The organism is Corallococcus interemptor (assembly GCF_003668875.1).
Classification (GTDB): domain Bacteria; phylum Myxococcota; class Myxococcia; order Myxococcales; family Myxococcaceae; genus Corallococcus; species Corallococcus interemptor.
In genome coordinates this window covers 20,880-38,255 of record NZ_RAWM01000014.1, presented here as the reverse complement: position 1 = coordinate 38,255, position 17,376 = coordinate 20,880, and the positions used below count along the sequence as shown (strand labels likewise).

Annotated in this window: 10 protein-coding genes and 1 tRNA gene; 6 read left to right on the top strand and 5 right to left on the bottom strand. The window is 69.5% G+C overall.

Features of this window, described 5'->3' with window-relative positions; all coding sequences use genetic code 11:
- The first annotated feature begins 86 nt into the window (after positions 1–86).
- On the top strand, positions 87–5,126 hold the full coding sequence (locus D7X96_RS07710) for a GAF domain-containing sensor histidine kinase (RefSeq protein WP_121769366.1): 5,040 nt from the start codon (positions 87–89) through the stop codon (positions 5,124–5,126).
- 16 nt (positions 5,127–5,142) lie between these two features.
- On the opposite strand, the gene D7X96_RS40810 is transcribed toward D7X96_RS07710, so the two are convergent.
- Both D7X96_RS40810 and D7X96_RS07700 read right to left on the bottom strand, forming a co-directional pair.
- Positions 5,143–6,744, bottom strand: coding sequence for a hypothetical protein (locus tag D7X96_RS40810; protein ID WP_244219488.1), 1,602 nt, complete (start codon positions 6,742–6,744; stop codon positions 5,143–5,145).
- A gap of 25 nt (positions 6,745–6,769) precedes the next feature.
- Complete coding sequence (locus tag D7X96_RS07700; RefSeq protein WP_158616255.1) at positions 6,770–8,095, bottom strand: PPC domain-containing protein; 1,326 nt, start codon at positions 8,093–8,095, stop codon at positions 6,770–6,772.
- A 468-nt stretch (positions 8,096–8,563) separates the two neighbouring features.
- On the opposite strand from D7X96_RS07700, the gene D7X96_RS07695 reads away from it, so the two are divergent.
- Positions 8,564–10,513, top strand: a complete 1,950-nt coding sequence (locus D7X96_RS07695) for a glycoside hydrolase family 15 protein (protein ID WP_121769364.1) — start codon at positions 8,564–8,566, stop codon at positions 10,511–10,513.
- Between the two features lie 52 nt (positions 10,514–10,565).
- Here D7X96_RS07695 and D7X96_RS07690 read toward each other — a convergent pair whose 3' ends face one another.
- On the bottom strand, positions 10,566–10,913 hold the full coding sequence (locus D7X96_RS07690) for a hypothetical protein (RefSeq protein ID WP_121723144.1): 348 nt from the start codon (positions 10,911–10,913) through the stop codon (positions 10,566–10,568).
- A 235-nt stretch (positions 10,914–11,148) separates the two neighbouring features.
- Positions 11,149–12,009 (bottom strand): DMT family transporter, encoded by an 861-nt coding sequence (locus D7X96_RS07685; protein ID WP_120550237.1) that lies wholly within the window; start codon positions 12,007–12,009, stop codon positions 11,149–11,151.
- Positions 12,010–12,051: 42 nt separating this feature from the next.
- Here D7X96_RS07685 and D7X96_RS07680 point away from each other — a divergent pair, with 42 nt between their 5' ends.
- From D7X96_RS07680 to D7X96_RS07670, 3 genes are all read left to right on the top strand, one after another.
- On the top strand, positions 12,052–13,158 hold the full coding sequence (locus D7X96_RS07680) for a hypothetical protein (protein ID WP_147442836.1): 1,107 nt from the start codon (positions 12,052–12,054) through the stop codon (positions 13,156–13,158).
- Positions 13,159–13,274: 116 nt separating this feature from the next.
- Entirely contained in the window at positions 13,275–14,555 is a 1,281-nt protein-coding gene (locus D7X96_RS07675; protein ID WP_120550239.1) for a S8 family peptidase, read from the top strand.
- Between the two features lie 224 nt (positions 14,556–14,779).
- Positions 14,780–14,856 (top strand) — tRNA-Asp (locus D7X96_RS07670).
- A gap of 215 nt (positions 14,857–15,071) precedes the next feature.
- Here the strand turns inward: D7X96_RS07670 and D7X96_RS40395 are convergent.
- Complete coding sequence (locus D7X96_RS40395; protein ID WP_208647281.1) at positions 15,072–15,350, bottom strand: hypothetical protein; 279 nt, start codon at positions 15,348–15,350, stop codon at positions 15,072–15,074.
- Positions 15,351–16,158: 808 nt separating this feature from the next.
- On the opposite strand from D7X96_RS40395, the gene D7X96_RS07660 reads away from it, so the two are divergent.
- Positions 16,159–17,376: an HlyD family secretion protein gene (locus D7X96_RS07660; protein WP_121769363.1), complete on the top strand. Its 1,218-nt coding sequence runs from the start codon at positions 16,159–16,161 to the stop codon at positions 17,374–17,376.

Here is a 17,376-nt window from a genome sequence, read left to right as displayed (position 1 = left end):
GTTCCTCTGAAGTGTCGCGCACCTGCGGGTGCCCCGCATTCGTCCCTGCAGCCCACCTCCAACACCGCGATACTGCGAAGGTGAGGATGGACGAGAAGATGGACGTGGTGCCCGGTTACACCCTGGACACAATTGTGCGACAGGGGGAGCGCGCCGTCGTCTACCGGGGCACGTCCGCCGATGGCCGCCGGGTGATCGTCACGCTGCTGCGCTCCCAGCAGCCCTCTCCCAGGGAGCTCGCGGAGCTCCGCCACGCATTCGACTTCGGGCGTGAGCCCGGCTCTCCGGCCGTGGTGCGCACGCTGTCCCTGGAGACCTCCGGCGATCGCTTCGCCCTGGTGTCCGAGGATGGTGGAGGCCGGTTCCTCGACGAACTGCTTGGAACTCCCATGGAGTTCGGCCGCGCCCTCAACCTGGCTGTCGGCATCGCAGAAGCGCTCACCGGCCTCCACGCCCGCGGTGTCATCCACAAGGACGTCTGCCCGGAGAACCTGGTCGTCGAGCCGGAGACGGGTCACGTCCAGCTGATCGACCTCTCCCTCGCCGCGCGCGGTCCCTACCTGTCGCCCGAGCAGACAGGCCGCATGGACCGTCCCGTCGACGCACGCACGGACCTCTACTCGGCGGGCGTCGTCCTGTACCAGGTGTTCACGGGCCAACTGCCCTTCCAGGCCGAGGACCCGCTCGGATGGATCCACAGCCACCTCGCCCGCATGCCCCGGCCGCTCGTGGAGCTTCAGCCCCACCTCCCGGCCGTGGTGTCGGACCTGGTGATGCGCCTGCTGGCGAAGGCGCCCGAGGACCGCTACCCGACAGCGCAGGGGCTGCTCGTGGATCTGCTGAACTGCCGCCAGCAGTGGACCCTGAACCAGCGGATCGAGCCGTTCGCCCTCGGCGCCAGCGACGCGCTGGGACAGCCGCGAACCCCGCAGTTGCTCCCGCTTCGGGAAGCCGAGCTCGAGCAGCTGCGCGCCGCCTTCGAGCGCGTGGTGGCCACGAAGCTCCCGGAGCTGGTCCTGGTGATGGGGGAGGGGGGCGTTGGCAAGTCCTCCCTGGTGAACCAGCTCCGGTCCACGGTCCTCGACCAGGGCGGACTCTTCCTGACGGGCAAGTTCGACCAGCGGCAGGAGGCTCCCTACGCCGCGTTCGTCCGCGCGTTCCAGCCCCTCTTCCTGCGGCTCGCCGCGGAGGACGCATCCCAGAAGGCCCGGTGGCGGGAGCGCCTGGATGAGGCGCTCGGCGCGAGCGGGCAGCTGATCGCCGGCCTCATCCCCGAACTGCTCCAGGTGACCGGGCGGCTGCCAGAGGTCGCGCCGCTGGCTCCCGCCGACACCCAGAGCCGCTTCCTCCAGGTGTTCCGGCAGCTCTTGGAGGCGCTCACCGAGGAGCACCCGGTGACGCTCTTCCTCGACGACCTCCAGTGGGCCGACGAGGCCAGCCTGCGGCTGCTCCAGCACCTCGCGTCCCACCCCGCTCCCCACCCCCTCCTCATCCTCGGGGCCTCCCGCGACCGCGACAGGGGGCCGTCCGATCCGCTGGTGCTCGCCCTGGACGCGCTCCAGAAGGGCCAGACGCGGGTGACGGAGCTCACCTTGCTCCCGCTGTCGCGCGAGGACTGCACGCGGCTCATCGGCGACACGCTCGGCGCGGATCCAGGCCCCCTCGCTCCGCTGGCGGCGCTGGTCTGTGAGAAGACCCACGGCAACCCCTTCTTCACCCTCCAGCTGCTCTCCGCGCTTCAGCGCGACAGCCTGCTCACCTTCGACCGGGGACGGAGCGCCTGGCGGTGGAGCGCCCACCGCATCCGCGCGCTGGAGCTGGGCGAAGGCGTCATCGAGCTGATGCTCGGCAAGCTGCGGCGCCTCCCCGCCCTCACGCAGGAAGCGCTCACGCTCGCGGCCTGCCTGGGCGCGACCGTCGAGCTCCCATCGCTCATCGCGGCGGGTGGCTTCGAGGAGGACGCCCTGCGCGTCGCGCTGGACGTGGCGGTGCGCGAGGGATTGCTGCTCCCGCACCTCGAAGGGACCTATCGCTTCTCGCACGACCGCGTGCAGCAGGCCGCCTACGCGCTCCTCGAACCCGACGTGCGCGCCGCCACGCACCTGCGCATCGGCCGCCGGCTGCTCGCGCACACCTCACCGCGGCTGCTTCCCGAGCGCGTGTTCACCCTGGTGACCCAGCTCGACCAGGGCATCGAGCTGATTGACGCGCGGGAGGAGCGCATCGCGATCGCCCGGCTCAACCTGCTCGCCGCCAGGCGGGCCAGGACCGCCTCCGCCCATGCCGCGGCGATCCGCTACCTCCACGCGGGCCAGGCGCTGCTCGCTCCCGAACCCTGGGCCGTGGATCATGAGCTGGCCCAGGGCCTTCACCAGGAAGAGGCGGAGAGCGAGCTGTCCGCAGGCAACCTGGACACGGCGGCGCGCCTCCTGACCGTCCTGCTGGACCATGCGCGGACCCCCACCGAGCGCGCCAGCGTCTACCGGGCGCGGATCGACCTTCACACCACCCGGGGCGACCTGGGCTCCGCCATCGACAGCGCCAGTGCCTGCCTCCGTCAGTACGGCATCGCGCTGAGCCCCCAGCCCACGCTGGAGCAACTGGAGGAAGCGGACCGCACCGTGGCGCAGCTCCTTGGAGAGCACGCCATCGAGGCGCTGCTCAGCCTGTCGCCCATGCGGGATCCGGACATGGAGGCCGCCATGAGCGTGCTGGCCTCCTTCCTGCCGACGGCCTACTTCAGCAACCCGCGGCTGCACCACCTGGTGGCGTGCCAGATGGTGAGCCTCACGCTCCAGCATGGACTGACCTCCGCCTCCACGATGGGGCTCACCGCCTACGGCTTCGAGCTGGTCATCACCCACAAGCAGTACGCCAGGGCGGCCAGCATCGCCCGCGTGGCGCTCGCGCTGGTGGAGCGGCACGGCTTCGTCGCGGATGAGGCGAAGGTGTCCCTGGTCGTGGGCGTCGCGCTCCTCTCCTGGGTCGAGCCGCCGCGCTCCCTCTACACCTATGTCGAGCGGGCCCTGCGCGCGGGGAGGCGGGCGGGAGACGTGGTCTTCGTCTGCCTGGGGCTCACCCACCGCTGCATGCTGGCGCTGGCCGCGGGCGAACGGCTCGAGGAGGTCGACCGCGCGGCGCGGACGGCCGCCGACTTCAATCGCGGCATCGGGAACGAGCCGCTGCTCCTCTGTGTCGAGGTCGTCCAGCGCCTCACCCAGGCGCTGCGCGGCCGCCCTCCGGCGCTCCCCCACGAGACGCTCGAGGAGCCGGCCTTCGCGGAGCGGGTGAGCCGTCAGCCGCCGTTCGCCAGCTTCTGGTTCCGCCTCCGCCGCCTGGAACTCCACCTCGTCCTGGGCAACCGCGCCGCCGCGCTCGCCGAGTCGCGGCAGCTCTCCGGCCTCATCGTCGCCCAGCGGGGCCAGTACGGTGAGGCCCATGCCGTCTTCCTGGTCGCCCTGACCCTGGCGGCCCACGGGGAGGAGGCACCGGCGGAGGAGCAGGCGCAGTGGAGCGAGGAGTTCGAAGGCCATCGCGCCTTCCTCGGGAACCTGGCGGCGTTCTGTCCCGCCAACTTCCTCGCCTTCAATGCCCTGGTGTCGGCGGAGGTGGCGCGGCGGCACGGACGCACCGGGGAGGCCGAGGAGCACTACGAGCAGGCGCTCCGGGCCGCGCGTGAGAGCGGCCTCGTCCAGTACGCGGCGCTGGCGGCCGAGCTGGCCGCGCGCTTCTACCGTTCCCGAGGCCTGAGCACCGCCGCGGACGCCTACCTCGAGGAGGCCTGGCGCGCGTACCGGGAGTGGGGCGCCGAGGCCAAGCTGCGCCAGCTGGAGCAGCTGTACCCGCGCATGAAGGAGCGTCTGTCGCGTGCGCTGCCGCATCACCTGTACGCGGAGCCCGCGCAGCTGGATGCGCGCGCGATGGTGCATGCGTCACAGATCCTCTCCCAGGAGATCGTCCTGCCGCGGCTGCTGGAGCAGCTCTTGCGGAGCGCGTTGGAGCAGGCGGGCGCGGAGCGGGGATGCCTGATGACGTTCGAAGGGGGGCATCCCTTCGTGCGGGTGACGGCGCAGCTGACGGAGTCGGGCATCCAGGTCGCCGTCCTCGGTGAGCCCGTCGCGCCCGGTGCCGAGCTTCCGGGCTCGCTCCTGGCGCACGTGCAGCGGATGCGGCAGCCGGTCCTGCTGGACGATGCCTCCCATCCGAGCCCCTTCTCCCCGGATCCGTACTTCGCCTCGCTGCGCGTGCACTCGGTGCTGTGCATTCCGCTCGTCCGGAAGGCGGACCTCGCCGGCATGCTCTACCTGGAGAACAACCAGCTGCCGGGGGCGTTCACGTCCGAGCGGATCCTCACCCTGGAGGTGCTGGCCGCGCAGGCCGCCATCTCCCTGGAGAACGCCCGCCTCTACCAGGCGGCCCAGGAGGCGGTCCGCGTGCGCGACGACTTCCTGGCGATCGCCTCCCACGAGCTCAAGACCCCCATCACCGCGATGAGGCTCCAGGTGCAGTCGATCCGGAAGGTGACGGGCACGCAGGCGCCGGATGCGCCCACCGGGGGCCGGCTCGTGACCCTGCTCGGGGCCTTCGAGCGTCAGGTCAGCAGGCTCGCCTATCTGGCCGACGACATGCTCGAGGTGTCCCGGCTCAAGGAGGGAGCGCTGGCGTTGGAGCTGGACGCGTTCGACCTGTCCACCCTGGTGCGGGAGCAGGTGGACGCCCTGGCCGAGCGGCTGAAGGCCACGGGTTGTTCCGTGGAGCTCGACTTCGAGGAGGCGGTGGTGGGGCAATGGGACCGCGCCCGCCTGGGGCGGCTCGTCACCAGCCTGCTCCTCAACGCCATGAAGTTCGGCGCGGGCCACCCCATCACGGTGCGTGCGCGAGTGACGGGAGACTTCGCGCGCCTCGAGGTGAAGGACCGGGGAGCCGGGGTGGACCGCGCGGACCAGGCGCGCATCTTCGAGCGGTTCGAGCAGGCCGCGCCCGCGTACAACTACGGCGGGCTGGGCCTGGGGCTCTATCTCGCGCGCGAGACGGTCCGCGCCCATGGTGGCACCATCACCGTGGAGAGCGCGCTCGGTGCTGGTGCCACGTTCGTGGTGGAGCTGCCCCTGCGGCGGGCACCCTGACGGTGCGGGGTGTGCCTCAGGGGGCCAGGGTCTCGAAGCGACAGGCCATGTCGCCCAGCACCGTCCCTGGCGACGTGAAGTCCGCCCAGAACTCGAGCGCGTAGGTGGCGCTCTGGGGCGCGGTGAAGACGGCCTGCCAGCGCACGTCGTCCCGCTCCTCCAGGGAGGACGCCTGGAGAGCCCCTGTCGCGTCGAGGAAGCGCACATACGGCCGGTGCTTCGCGCCCGACACCTTCCAGGGGCAGTCGAGCTGGTAGCGCCGTCCGGCGATGGCCTGGAAGGTGTAGACGTCGTGGTCGATGGCGTTGGCGATCCGGAAGGACAGCGTCTGGGGACCGTCCGGGAAGGCCGTCGCCGTGTCCAGGGTGTCCCCGTGGTCGTCCAGGCCCTGGTCTTCCACCTGGAGCGTGTAGTTCCCCGTCACGTACTTCGCGTTGAGCGCGGGCGCGCCCGTCATCCGCACGAAGTGCGTCGCCTGGGACGCCTTGAAGGACGTCGAGGTGGGGAGGCCCGCGGAGGCGGGGTGGGTGCCGAACAGGCCCCCCGGCGCCGCGTCCTGGAGCGAGCCCTGGCTCTGCCCCGTCAGGGTGAAGGACACCTGGTAGTGGTGCCCGGGCTGGACGGACAGGGCGAAGACGTCGCGGTCTCCGGGCGCTTGGACCTTCCCCTGCACGGACGCGGTGCCCGCCGGCACCGGGGTGGCCGCTTCCGGGGTGTCCCCGTGGTCGTCCGGCCCCAGGTCGTTCAGCACGCAGGTGTAGGGGCGGGACGGATCATCGAAGGAGTTGCCCTGGATGGAGGCAACGTAGGTGCCTCCCAGGGACTTGATGCGGGCCTCGCCTTCGGTCTCCCGGTCGTTGGGGTCAAACGCGCGGCCCTGGGCCCTCTGCTGGCTGTCGAGGATCCGCAGCTCCCAGGACGGGTCCGGGAAGGAGCAGCCGAGCGCGTAGACGTGGTCCACGGTGGTCTCGAACGACAGCAGGTCCCGCTCGCGCCAGTGCTCGGTGTAGCCCGTGAAGGGCTTCTCCGACGGCGTCCAGGGCGTCGCCCGGAGGAACAGGTCCCCGTGGTCGTCCGGCCCGCGGTCCACCAGGCGGAACTGGAACGGCACGCGAGGCTGGCTGGTGAGCGGGAGCAGATAGAACGTGTGCACGGCGCCGTGCTTCAACCCGGACCAGTGCAGCGGGCTGGGGGGAAAGCTGGTGTCATCGCTGTACTGGTCGGCGGCGTCGAGCCTCGTGCCCGCCGCATCCCGCAGGACCACCGAGTACCCCAGGCTCCCCGGCTCCACCGTGAGGTCGTAGTGCCGGCATCCCTGGGCGACGAAGGCGAAGTGCAGCGGCACGCCCCCTCCGGGTGGCCAGGTGAGGGTGTGCACTTCATCCGAGGGCGTCAGCAGCGTGGCGCCATCCGGAACGCCCGCGTCCCCGACCGGCCCATCGTCCGCGCAGGCGAAGCTCCCCGCGTCCGGGCCGGCGTCCACGCCCGCATCCGTCCCCGCGTCCGCACCGGCGTCGAGCACGAGCGGCGGAGGCTCCGGCGTGGAATCACATCCCGCACCGAGGACGAGCCCGGCGGACAGGAGGAAGACAGACCGCCATTGCTGTTTCACGTTCATGACAGGGGTTCCTGGGATGGGCATGTCAGGGGTCCAGGACCTCGAAGAGGACCGTGTGGTCGATGAAGCTCTCCTGCAGGGAGACGCTCATCGCGAAGTAGTAGGTCCCCGCCGTGGGCAGGGTGAACTCCTTCACCCAGCGCGAGCCGACGTGCTGCCCCGGTGTCCGGATGGAGCGCCCCTGCTCATCGTAGAGCGTTGAGAACAGCTGCGCCCCGGTCGACGTGTCCCTCCAGTCGCCGCTGAGGCGATAGCGGCCCCCGGCGACGGCCTGGAAGGAGAGGTAGTCCTCGTCGATGAACTCGGAGATGTGCACGGTGACGGTCTGCGACGGCCCGGTCAGCGGCGTCGCGGTCTCCCGCGTGTCGCCGTGGTCGTCCAGGCCCAGGTCCTCGAACCGGAGCGTGTAGGGGGCGGACGTCCACCGCGCCCGCAGGACCCCGTCCCCCCGCACCCCCACGTAGTGGGAGGTTCCTGCCGCCTTGAAGGCCAGGACGATGTCGTTGAACCCGTCGAACTCGCCGCCCGGCGGCGCCGCGAGGACCCGGCAGTCAGGCGGCGTGGCGCCGGGGACGCAGGTCGCGCGGTAGTGGTGTCCGGGCTGGACGCTCAGCGCGAAGGCGTCGAAGTCGCCACGGTAGTCGAGCCGTCCCTCGACGGACGCCGTCCCCTCGGGGAGCGCGGTCGCCGTCTCCATGCGCTCACCGTGGTCCTCCGCGCCTTCGTCCTTCAGCCGGCACTGGTAGGCGGAAGGGGATGGGGCCACCAGTGAGTTGTTGGCCCGGACCATGGCGAAGGACCGCTCCCCCGGGGCCTTGAAGGCCGTGGAGGCCTGCAGCTCCATGACGTTCGTGTTGTTCACCTCGCTGACGGCGTAGTTCAGGACCGGATCAAAGAAGGACAGCCACCAGCCCGGGTGCGAGAAGTCACAGCCCAACGAATAGACGTGGCCCGCCACGGTGGAGAACGAGAACACGTCGCGCTCGCCCTCGTGCTCTCCCTGTCCCATCAGGGGCTGCTCCGAGGGGGCCCAGGGGGCTGCCGTGGTGAGCAGGTCACCGTGCGCGTCCGGCCCTTGATCCACGAAGCGGAAGACCAGGTCCCGGGTGAGCTCGAACGGCGCCGCCGAGACCTCCAGCGTGTAGAAGCCCTCCACGGTGAACCCCGACCAGTGCGAGGTCAGCGGCGAATTGCCGAAGGCGCCTTCCCGGTGTTCGAGGACGGCTCCGGACGGGTCCTTCAACGTCATGACGATCCGCTGCCGGTACTCCTCGATGAGGAAGTCGTAGTGCCGCCCGGCCCTGCCCGGGAAGGCGAAGCGGAGCGTGACCTGGGGATCCGTCCACGCCACGGTTTGAACGCGCGTCGAGGATGGGCACAGGAACGTGTGGCCTTCCGGAACCCCCGGCGGCGGGGGCCCTTCGGGCGTGCAGTCGTCCACACCGGCATCCGGACCCGCATCGCTTCCCGCATCCACGCTCGTTCCAGCGTCCGGCAGGGGCGCCGGCTCATCCGGAGTGGAGTCGCACCCCAAGCCCATGAACAGACAGCAGGAAACGAGAAAGGCAGACAGTGAACGTGTTTTCAAAGACATCTCATGGGCTCCCGGGACGGGGGGCACCCTAGCCGAAGAGCGCATGGAGGGGCCACGGCCGCCGTGTAAGCCTTCAAGACGTCAGGCAGGCGTCGCGACTGACGCCGCGTGGATTCGCACGCGGACCCGGAAGACGGAGGGGGCGGCGAGGGGGCCCCCTGCGTGGGTGGGCCGCCGGGTGCGGCCATCGCGGGGGTCGCTACTTTGAGGGCAGGGAGCCTGCTCATGGACCTCTACAGCGCCGCCAGGCGGATGGCCCGCCCCTTCCGGTTCACCAACCCGGCGTCCTACCGCGAGGTCTCCCTCGCGGGACGCGGGGTGATTGGCGATGGGTGCTCCTGTGCGCTCGTCCGGCCGGACGGCGTCATCGACTGGCTCTGCTTCCCCCGCTTCGACAGCCCGAGCGTCTTCGCGGGCATCCTCGATGACGAGAAGGGCGGCATCACCGGCATCACCCCCGTCGTGTGGCCCTTCGAGAGCCTGCAGCGCTACGACCCGGACACCAATGTCCTGGAGACGCTGTTCCGCTTCGAGCGCAAGGGGGCCATCCGCATCATCGACTACATGCCGTGGACCAACGACCCGCGCTCCACCGTCCACGAGGTGCACCGGCGCATCGAGTGCCTGGAAGGCCCGGTGGAGCTGAACATCGTCTTCGACCCGCGCTTCGGTTACGGGGCGTCGCGGACGCGGGTGGAGCGGGAGGAGCACGGCCTTGTCGCTCGCGGGTCGGGAGGGGAGCGGCTGGTCGCCGTGCTCAGCGGGGAGGCGGAGTGGCGGCCCTGCGAGGCGCTGAGCGGCCATCCCTGCCGGGAAGACAGCGGCCTCCAGACGCGCATCCGGATGGGGCCGGGCGAGCGGCGCTGGATGATTCTCTCGTGGGACTCCGACCGGCCGGAGCCGCTCGCCGCGTACCGGCCCTTCGACCACCTGCGGGATACGCGTCAGGCCTGGCGCGAGTGGGCGCAACAGCTCCACTACGAAGGGCCGTGGCGGCACCACGTGCTGCGCTCCGCGCTGGCGCTGAAGCTGCTGATGTACGGCCCTACGGGCGCGATGGTGGCCGCGCCCACCACCTCGCTCCCCGAGTGGATTGGCGGGCCTCGCAACTGGGACTACCGCTTCAGCTGGGTCCGCGACTCCGCGATGGCGGTGCGCGCCACCAACCTCCTGGGCTTCCAGCACGAGTCGCGCGAGTTCTTCTACTTCGTGCGCGACACGTTGCAGCGCGGTGGCCCGCTTCAGGTGATGTACACGCTGGACGGCGCCGCCGTGCCGCCGGAGCGGGAGCTGGAGCACCTGGCTGGCTTCCAGGGCTCGCGGCCGGTGCGGCTGGGGAACGACGCGAAGGACCAGTTCCAGTTCGACACCGCTGGCGCGCTGCTCGACGCGGCGTACCTCTACGAGCGCTCCGGTGGGCGGCTGCCGCTGCGCACCTGGAGGCTGCTCCGTTCGGTCATCCAGGCCACCGCCCGCCGCTGGAACGAGCCCGACCATGGCATCTGGGAGCCGCGCCGGGAGATGCGGCACAACGTCCACTCGAAGCTGATGGGGTGGCTGGCCCTGCGCCGGGGGCAGCACCTGGCACGGCTCTTCGGGGAGACGGCGCTGGAGCAGTCCAGTGCCGCCCTGGCGGACGTCATCCGGGCGGACATCCTGCGCAACGGTGTGGATCCATCGCGCAAGCACTTCGTCGGAGCCTACGGAGGGAACGAGCCGGACGCAGCGCTGCTGCTGCTGCCCATCGTGGGCTGCTTCCGGGGGACGGATCCGTTCATCCTGAGGACGCTCGACTGGCTGCGCGCGGAGCTGGGCACGGGCCCGTTCCTGCGCCGGTACCGGATGGATGACGGCGTCGGGGGGCCGGAGGGAGGCTTCATCCTCTGCGGCTTCTGGCTGGCGGAGGCGCTGGCGCTGGCCAATCGCATCCAGGAGGCCGAGGACGTCTTCGTCGCGCACGCGGAGGCGTCGAACCATCTGGGGTTGCTGGCGGAGGAGATCCACCCGCTGACGCGCGAGCAGCTGGGAAACTTCCCACAGGCCTTCAGCCACCTTGGCCTCCTCAGCGCCGCCGCGCGCATCGACCGCGCGCTGAGGCTCCGGGACGAAGGGCAGTCGGAGCCCCCGCACCTGCTGGAGCCCGAGCCGCCATCCATTGAGATGGGGGGGCCATGACGACGGGCTGGCGGCGCTCGCGAGCCGCCAGCCCACCGTGCTTTTCAGCCGGTCACAGACTGCAGGTGACGGTGTTGTTGCCGCTCAGGTACGGAATGGTCTTGCTGCAGAGGTAGGAGCCGTAGGTGCTGGTGACCCGGTACGGCGACGGGCAGGTCGTACCGCACGAGGTGAAGGACGAGCCCGTGTTGGGGTTGCACTGGACCGCGTTGTTGATGTTGGTGCAGAAGTCGCCACACGAGCTGCTGCACAGGTAGGTCGTCGGGTGCTGGCCGCTCGGGCAATTCAGACCACAGTACTGGGTCAGTTCCTGCTGCGCCGACGCCATCTTGGGCTCGGCGCTGTCCTCCGCCTGCTCGGGGCCTCCGCACGCGGTCAGACCGAGGACGAGGGCACCCACCAGAAGCATTCCAAATCGAGACATACGTCCACCTTTGTCGTTGTGTGGTGATGGCTGGAAGGGGCGCATCGCGCCCGCCCCAGACCGCGGGCAAAGATAGACGGATGTCCATGTGCTGCAAGAGATGCTTGCGTTTTGAACTGCATCTGGCTTTCCCTGGCGGAATGCCAATTCAATGGCAGGGGAGAAGTTGGCTCTGGCTTCAACTTCCCTGGGTGCTCGAATGGCGCGCCCGTCAGGGTTTCGCCGTCATGGGCCGCTGCTTCGCGCGCAGGCTCAGCAGGACGCCCGCGAGCAGCGCGGTGCCACCCAGGAGCAGCCGCTGCGTGAGGGGCTCTCCGAGCAGCAGCACCGCGCCCACTGCCGCGATGACCGGGACGCACAGTTGCACCACCGCTGCACGAGCGCTGCTCAAGTGGGGCAGCGCCGCGTACCAGAGGCTGTACCCCACGCCCGAGGCGAGCGCGCCCGACGTGACCGCGAGGAGCAGCCCCTTCGGTGACAGGTGTGGTGCGAATGCGAGCATCACGAGTCCCAGGGCCAGCGGTACGCTGCGCACGAAGTTGCCGGCCGTCGCCGCGAGAGGGTCCGTGCTCCCACGCCCCCGCAGGCTGTAGACGCCCCACGCCACACCCGCGGCGGCCATGAGCCCCGCGCCGAGCGCATCCGGCGCGCTCGCTCCAGGAAGCGTGAGCCCCGCGAGCCCGGCGAGTGCCACGGCGAGCCCCGCCCACTCGAGCGCGCGCGGCCGCTCACCGCGCGCGAGCCCCGCCGCGAGCATGGTGAGCTGCACGCAGCCGAAGAGCAGCAGGGCGCCCACGCCCGCGCCAATGCGCACGTACGCGAAGCTGAAGCCGGCCGCATAGACGAAGAGCGCGAGCGCCGAGGCCCAGCTGCCATGCCCTGTCGCCCCACGGCCGCCCCGCCGGAGCCGCAGCAGCAGCGCGAGTACCAGCGCTCCGGACGCAAGCCGCACCAGCGTGAACGAACCCGCGTCGATGCTTCGCGCCGCCCCCCCTGAGAGGGCCGCACGGCACAGCAGCGAGTTCGCGGCGAAGCCCAGGAGGGCCAGCAGGGTGAGGAGGGGCGTGCTCATCGCGAGAGGGAAAGGAATTGGGTTTGTGGATAGGGTGCGGGGATGCGCACCTTCCTGCTTGCCGCACTGTCAGTCATATCGCCTCTCGCCGCTTGTGGTCCGGGGCCTTCCGAGGCACCTCCCAAGACCGTGGTGCCGGAGGTCCAGTCCCTGCAAACGCAGTTGAACTGTCTGCCGCCCACTGACTGGGCCTGGGCACCGCCCGCGACGGTGAATGTGGGCCTCATCGCCAGCCAGGTCACGTCGGTGGTGGGCCTGAGCGATAGCATTGGCGGCGTGGGCGTGAAGCTGGAACTGGTCAACAACCAGTATCCGACCCAATACGTGAACGTGGTGGAGGACCGGAGCGCGGCGGGAGCGGGCTGGCAGACCAGCTACATCATCCAGGACTGGCCCAATGGAGTGGGCAAGATCGTCTTCAACCAGGCGGCAGGTAACTCCCTGGGAGGGCAGTGGGGTTACACGAACCTCTATGCCTTCTCTGGCAGTACCATCAATGCATTGGATTGGAATCCGCTCGTGGCGGACCACATCCATGCGGAACCAGGTACGCCCTATACGCCCTTCAGTCCCTGCTTCGGCACGGGGTATGTCTTCGATGACGGACAGTCGAACATCACGGGCACCCTCGTGAACACGGCGGCGGGCTCGGTGGTGCGCTGGAATAATGCCTATTCCTTCCGGGCGCGGATGAACCAGTCATGGCCGCTGTGGCGAGGGGAGCAGGCGCTCTACCTGAAGAAGGATGTGGCCGCCATGGGGGACCTGCGCATCTACCTGAGCAAAGAAGGCACGATTCACGGCCCCATCCGCCCGGTGAACCGCTTCAGCATCCTCGGAGCCGATTGCAACCAGGAGAAGGGCTCCCACTGCAACATGGAAAAGGTTGACTACGCGGTGCTCGTCTGGACCATCTTTGGGGTCGACGTGGGCATCGCCATCCGGGTGGATGAAGACATCAGCCTGAACATGGAGGAGGAGACCTACTGCACGAACCCGAACGACCTGACGTGCGGCAACATCAATTTCCATGCGTGGACGACCCTGCCCTCCGCGAACATCCCGGCGGGCTCCGTGCGGGCCGTATCGCGGGACTATTACATCGGCACCCTGCCGCAACTGGCGGCGCTGGGGTACACGATCCAGTAGGCCATCAGCGATGGCGTGGGGTGGACGTTTCGCGGCCCCGCGGGGCATCAACCAGTTTGCGTCAGAAGGCGTTACTCCACTGACTGAAGCTGGTTGTGCCACCCCCGGGGGACCCCATGTCGCTGAAGCTCCTGTCGCGGACGGTCGCGTCCGCCTGCGTGCTGTTCCTGCTGCCGGCGTGCCAGAGCACGGGCAATCCCATCCCACCGCCAGATGACACCCCCTGCCGTGGCACCGCGTCCGCACAGACGCCCATGCGCGAGAAGTTCCTCAAGGTCGCGAAGCCGGTCCCCGGGGAGTACGTCGTCGTGCTCAAGGAGCCGCAGGGAGGGGACGCGGCGCTGGCGCCGGAGGCCGTCGCGCGGAGCCTGACCGGGCGCTTCGGTGGCAAGGCCTTCCACGTGTACGCGCACGCGCTGCGAGGCTTCGCCGCGCGCATGAACGCGAACCAGGCCCGCGCCATGTCCTCCGCGCCCGAGGTGGAGTACGTGCAACAGAATGGCGTGGTGACGCTGGACGAGAGCCAGTCCGGCGCGACGTGGGGGATTGACCGCGTCGACCAGCGCGACCTGCCGCTCGACCAGCTGTACCTGTACAAGACGCAGGGCCGGGGCGTGCACGTGTATGTCCTGGACACGGGCCTGCGTCCCACGCACCAGGAGTTCGCCGGGCGGGCGGACATCGCCTTCGATGCCGTCGGCGACGGCCGCGACGGCGTGGACTGCAACGGCCATGGCACCCACGTGTCCGCCACGGTGGGCGGAAACATGTATGGCATTGCCAAGAGTGCGTCGCTGCATGCCGTGCGCGTGCTGAACTGCGAGGGCGCGGGGACGACGGCGGGCGTGGTGGCGGGCGTGGACTGGGTGGCCGAGCACCACCAGTCCCCGGCGGTGGCCAACATGAGCCTGGGGGGCGGGGAGGACGCGGCGCTCGACGATGCCGTGCGCCGCTCCATCGCGTTGGGCGTGACGTATGTGTTGGCGGCGGGCAACGAGAACCAGGACGCGTGCAAGCGCTCTCCCGCGCGCACCGCCGAGGCCATCACCGTGGGGGCCACCAACAGCGTGGACCGGCGGGCGTCCTTCTCCAACCACGGCGACTGCGTGGACGTCTTCGCGCCCGGCGAGGGCATCCTGTCGGCCTGGGCCAGCGATGACACGGCGGCCAAGACGCTGAGCGGCACGTCCATGGCCACCCCGCATGTCACCGGCATCGTCGCGCTCTTCCTGGAGGCCCATCCCACCTCCGCGCCCCAGGAGGTCAGCGCCGCCATGACGGGCAACGCCACGCCGGACAAGGTGAGCAACCCCGGGCGCTGCTCACCGAACCGGATGGCCTACTCGGGCTTCATCGAACCCCTGCGGGCCCCCACCGTCAGGAACAGCGGGGAGTAGGCACGTCGCGCGGACGACCGTGGCTTGTGCTGGCGGTGCTCTACATCGTGCTGGGCGTGGCCTTCCTGGGCCTGGGCATCTTCGCCACGCTGGTGGAGGACGACGTGCTCTGATTGTCACCCGGGGTGTTTCCACCTGGGAGCCCGCCGCGCATCAGACGCAGCGCGGCGCTTCTTGCTGTACTTGTCCCGTGATCAGCGGTAGACGGGCGCCCCCGATTTTGTGGGGAGTTAGTTCAGTTGGTTAGAACGCCGGCCTGTCACGCCGGAGGCCACGGGTTCAAGTCCCGTACTCCTCGCCACCAAGAGCCCAGCAATCCTCAGGGGTTGCTGGGCTTTTCTTTTTCCTCCGCCTCCTGTGTGCCCTCAGTCGGCGTGGAGGACGTAGCGGCTCCCATCGTCGAGCAGCGCGTGGATACGCAGTGGCGTCGACTTCGCGCCGCCGGTGAGCACCGGGCCATGGCAGCCGTCGCCGTGCCACAGCGCGCCGGGGTACGCGGCCTCCCAGCGTCGACGCTCAGTCCCTGCCGCGCAGCGAGACGCAGCCCAGCCCGCGCTTGTCGAGCAGCCGCCGCACGGTGGCGGCGCTCACCGCGTCCTCGCGCACGCGGTCCTGGCGCACGAGCGTCGCGAGAATCAGCTCCGCGGTCGCGCTCGGGTCCTCGCGCCGCACGTCGCGTGCGAGCTGCTTGCCGAGCTCATCGAGCGCCTTGGCGCCGCCCGCGTCCTTGCTCGGTGGGCCTGCAAGGAGGCGGTAGCGCCAGCGCTCCAGCGTCGGCACGCTGAAGTGCCGCATGCGCTCGGCCGCGCAAGTCTCCGCGCATCAACTGGCGGTGCATCACCGGGCTGATGGCCTGGCTGCGGAAGATTGCAGTCTCTTCGCCATGGGCCTTCGGGACGAACTCGCCCATGGAGGCCTCCTTCCCGCCGCGGATGACGTCCGCTGCCCGGGCTGTCGAGCAGCGCGCCGGCGAGTCCGTCCTTGTTGGCGTCGGTGAAGGTGACGTGCAGCCCCTGGATGGAGGCGAGCTGCTGTCATTGAAACATTGAAACCGTGATGACTGGCCGAGAGTGGCTGACTCAGCAGGTCGGGGGAGGGTGCCAAGTCATTTCAAGCAGGCCAATTTACTCATCAATGCTGGCGCGGCACGGCGGAGCAGGAACAATACAGCGGGTGAACCCTCCCGACTTGCAAGGTTGCGGTAACGCCCCACTCCGGATGGCACGATGCAAGAGCAACACTGTGCCAGAAATGAGAGGAGGGGTTGATGGGAGATCCCATCAACCCCCCTCTGTTCAGCTGAAACGAGGAACGACCAGCTTCAACAGCTTGAATCAAAACACCCGACGACTAACGAGCCTTCGGGCCGCCGCGAACGTGGATCTTGATCTTCATGTCGTGCCTCCTTTCGAATTGAAACGGTAAGTGTAGTGGAAGCTGGATGTCAAATCGGGGCAGCAATAAAAATGCAACGCATTGCGGCGATGCGAATGGAGCCCCGCGTCGCATCGAGCTGCCGTACTCAGACAGGGGCGTGAATCACAAAGCAGGGGCCGAGGTGTTGACACGGCGCGACCATAAAGGCGACCTTGGTTCACGGACCATGGCATATCCCTTCGAGCGGACGCTTCGTTCCCTGAACTACGAGTCGGACACGCGCCTCGTGTTCGTCGCTCTGATGGTGGTGTGTGCCGGTGGGCTCATCGCCTGGTCGCTGTTCGCCCAGGTCCCGCTCGTCAAGGCCAGCTCACAGGCCCGCATCGAGCCTCACAATGCCGTCCATCGCATCGAGCCGCCCAGCGCGGGCCGGGTCGTGCACTCGCTGCTCAAACTCGATCAGGAGGTCAAGGAAGGCGACCTGCTCATCGAGTTCGACGCACGGGCCGAGCGCCTCGAACTCGAGCGGAGCAGGGCGACGCTCGCCGCGACCGAGAAGGAGCTCGCCATCATCCGCCAGCAGATCACCAACAAGCAGCAAGAGGCGGCTTTGACTGCAAAGGTAGACGAGGTCGCGGTCAAGGAGGCGCTGGGGAGGGAACAGGAGCTCGCGCCCAGGCACCGGCTCGCGGTGGAACGCGCGCAGCTGGCCCTCAACAGCCCGACGGGCGCGGTCTCGGAGATGGAGAAGCTGGAGCGCACGACCGATGTCGACGCGCTCCGCTTCGCGCAGACGGCGCAGGGCCTGGCGATCGCCCGACTGCGGCGAGAGCAGGACGTGCGCCGTCAAGCCCTCGCCGCGCAGCTGCTGGAGCTCGAGCGCGAGGCGCTGGGCGCCGAGGGGCGGATCCGGGAGCTCCAGGGCACCATCGACCGCCTCGAGTACCAGATCGAGCGGAAGCTGTACCGGGCGCCGGCCACGGGCCACCTGGTCGACGTGGCGGAGCTCGGCTCGGGAGCGTTCATCGCCGACGGGCAGCGGGTCGGCACCATCGTCGCGAGCGATGCCGAGGTGCGGGTGCGCGCCCGTTTCCCGAAGGAGGTCGTCGGGTTGATCCAGCCCGGTCAAACGGCGCGCCTCAAGCTCGACGGCTACCCGATGACCATCTACGGGACGGTCCCCGCCAGGGTGACGGCTGTCGGGACCGAGCCCGGCCAGACCGCCACGCCCGAGGCCATCCCCGGGACGGTGCGCGTCGAGCTCAAGTTCGCGCCACCGGACGATCCGCGCATCCAGCTGCGCCACGGCATGACCCTGGTGGTGGAGGTCGAGGTCGCGCGGGCGTCGCCTGTCGCGCTGCTGATGCGGGCGGTCGGCGAATGGAATCCGCAGCCTGAGGAACCGCCCACGACCGTGTTTCAGCCCGAGGCCGAGGCCCGCTGA

Bases quoted from the DNA above. Each gene is read 5' to 3' on its own strand.
- D7X96_RS07710 (WP_121769366.1), top strand. From the start codon at position 87: ATGGACGAGAAGATGGACGTGGTGCCCGGTTACACCCTGGACACAATT.
- D7X96_RS07675 (WP_120550239.1), top strand. From the start codon at position 13,275: ATGTCGCTGAAGCTCCTGTCGCGGACGGTCGCGTCCGCCTGCGTGCTG.
- D7X96_RS07680 (WP_147442836.1), top strand. From the start codon at position 12,052: ATGCGCACCTTCCTGCTTGCCGCACTGTCAGTCATATCGCCTCTCGCC.
- D7X96_RS40810 (WP_244219488.1), bottom strand. From the start codon at position 6,744: ATGAACGTGAAACAGCAATGGCGGTCTGTCTTCCTCCTGTCCGCCGGG.
- D7X96_RS40395 (WP_208647281.1), bottom strand. From the start codon at position 15,350: ATGCGGCACTTCAGCGTGCCGACGCTGGAGCGCTGGCGCTACCGCCTC.
- D7X96_RS07695 (WP_121769364.1), top strand. From the start codon at position 8,564: ATGGACCTCTACAGCGCCGCCAGGCGGATGGCCCGCCCCTTCCGGTTC.
- D7X96_RS07685 (WP_120550237.1), bottom strand. From the start codon at position 12,009: ATGAGCACGCCCCTCCTCACCCTGCTGGCCCTCCTGGGCTTCGCCGCG.
- D7X96_RS07660 (WP_121769363.1), top strand. From the start codon at position 16,159: ATGGCATATCCCTTCGAGCGGACGCTTCGTTCCCTGAACTACGAGTCG.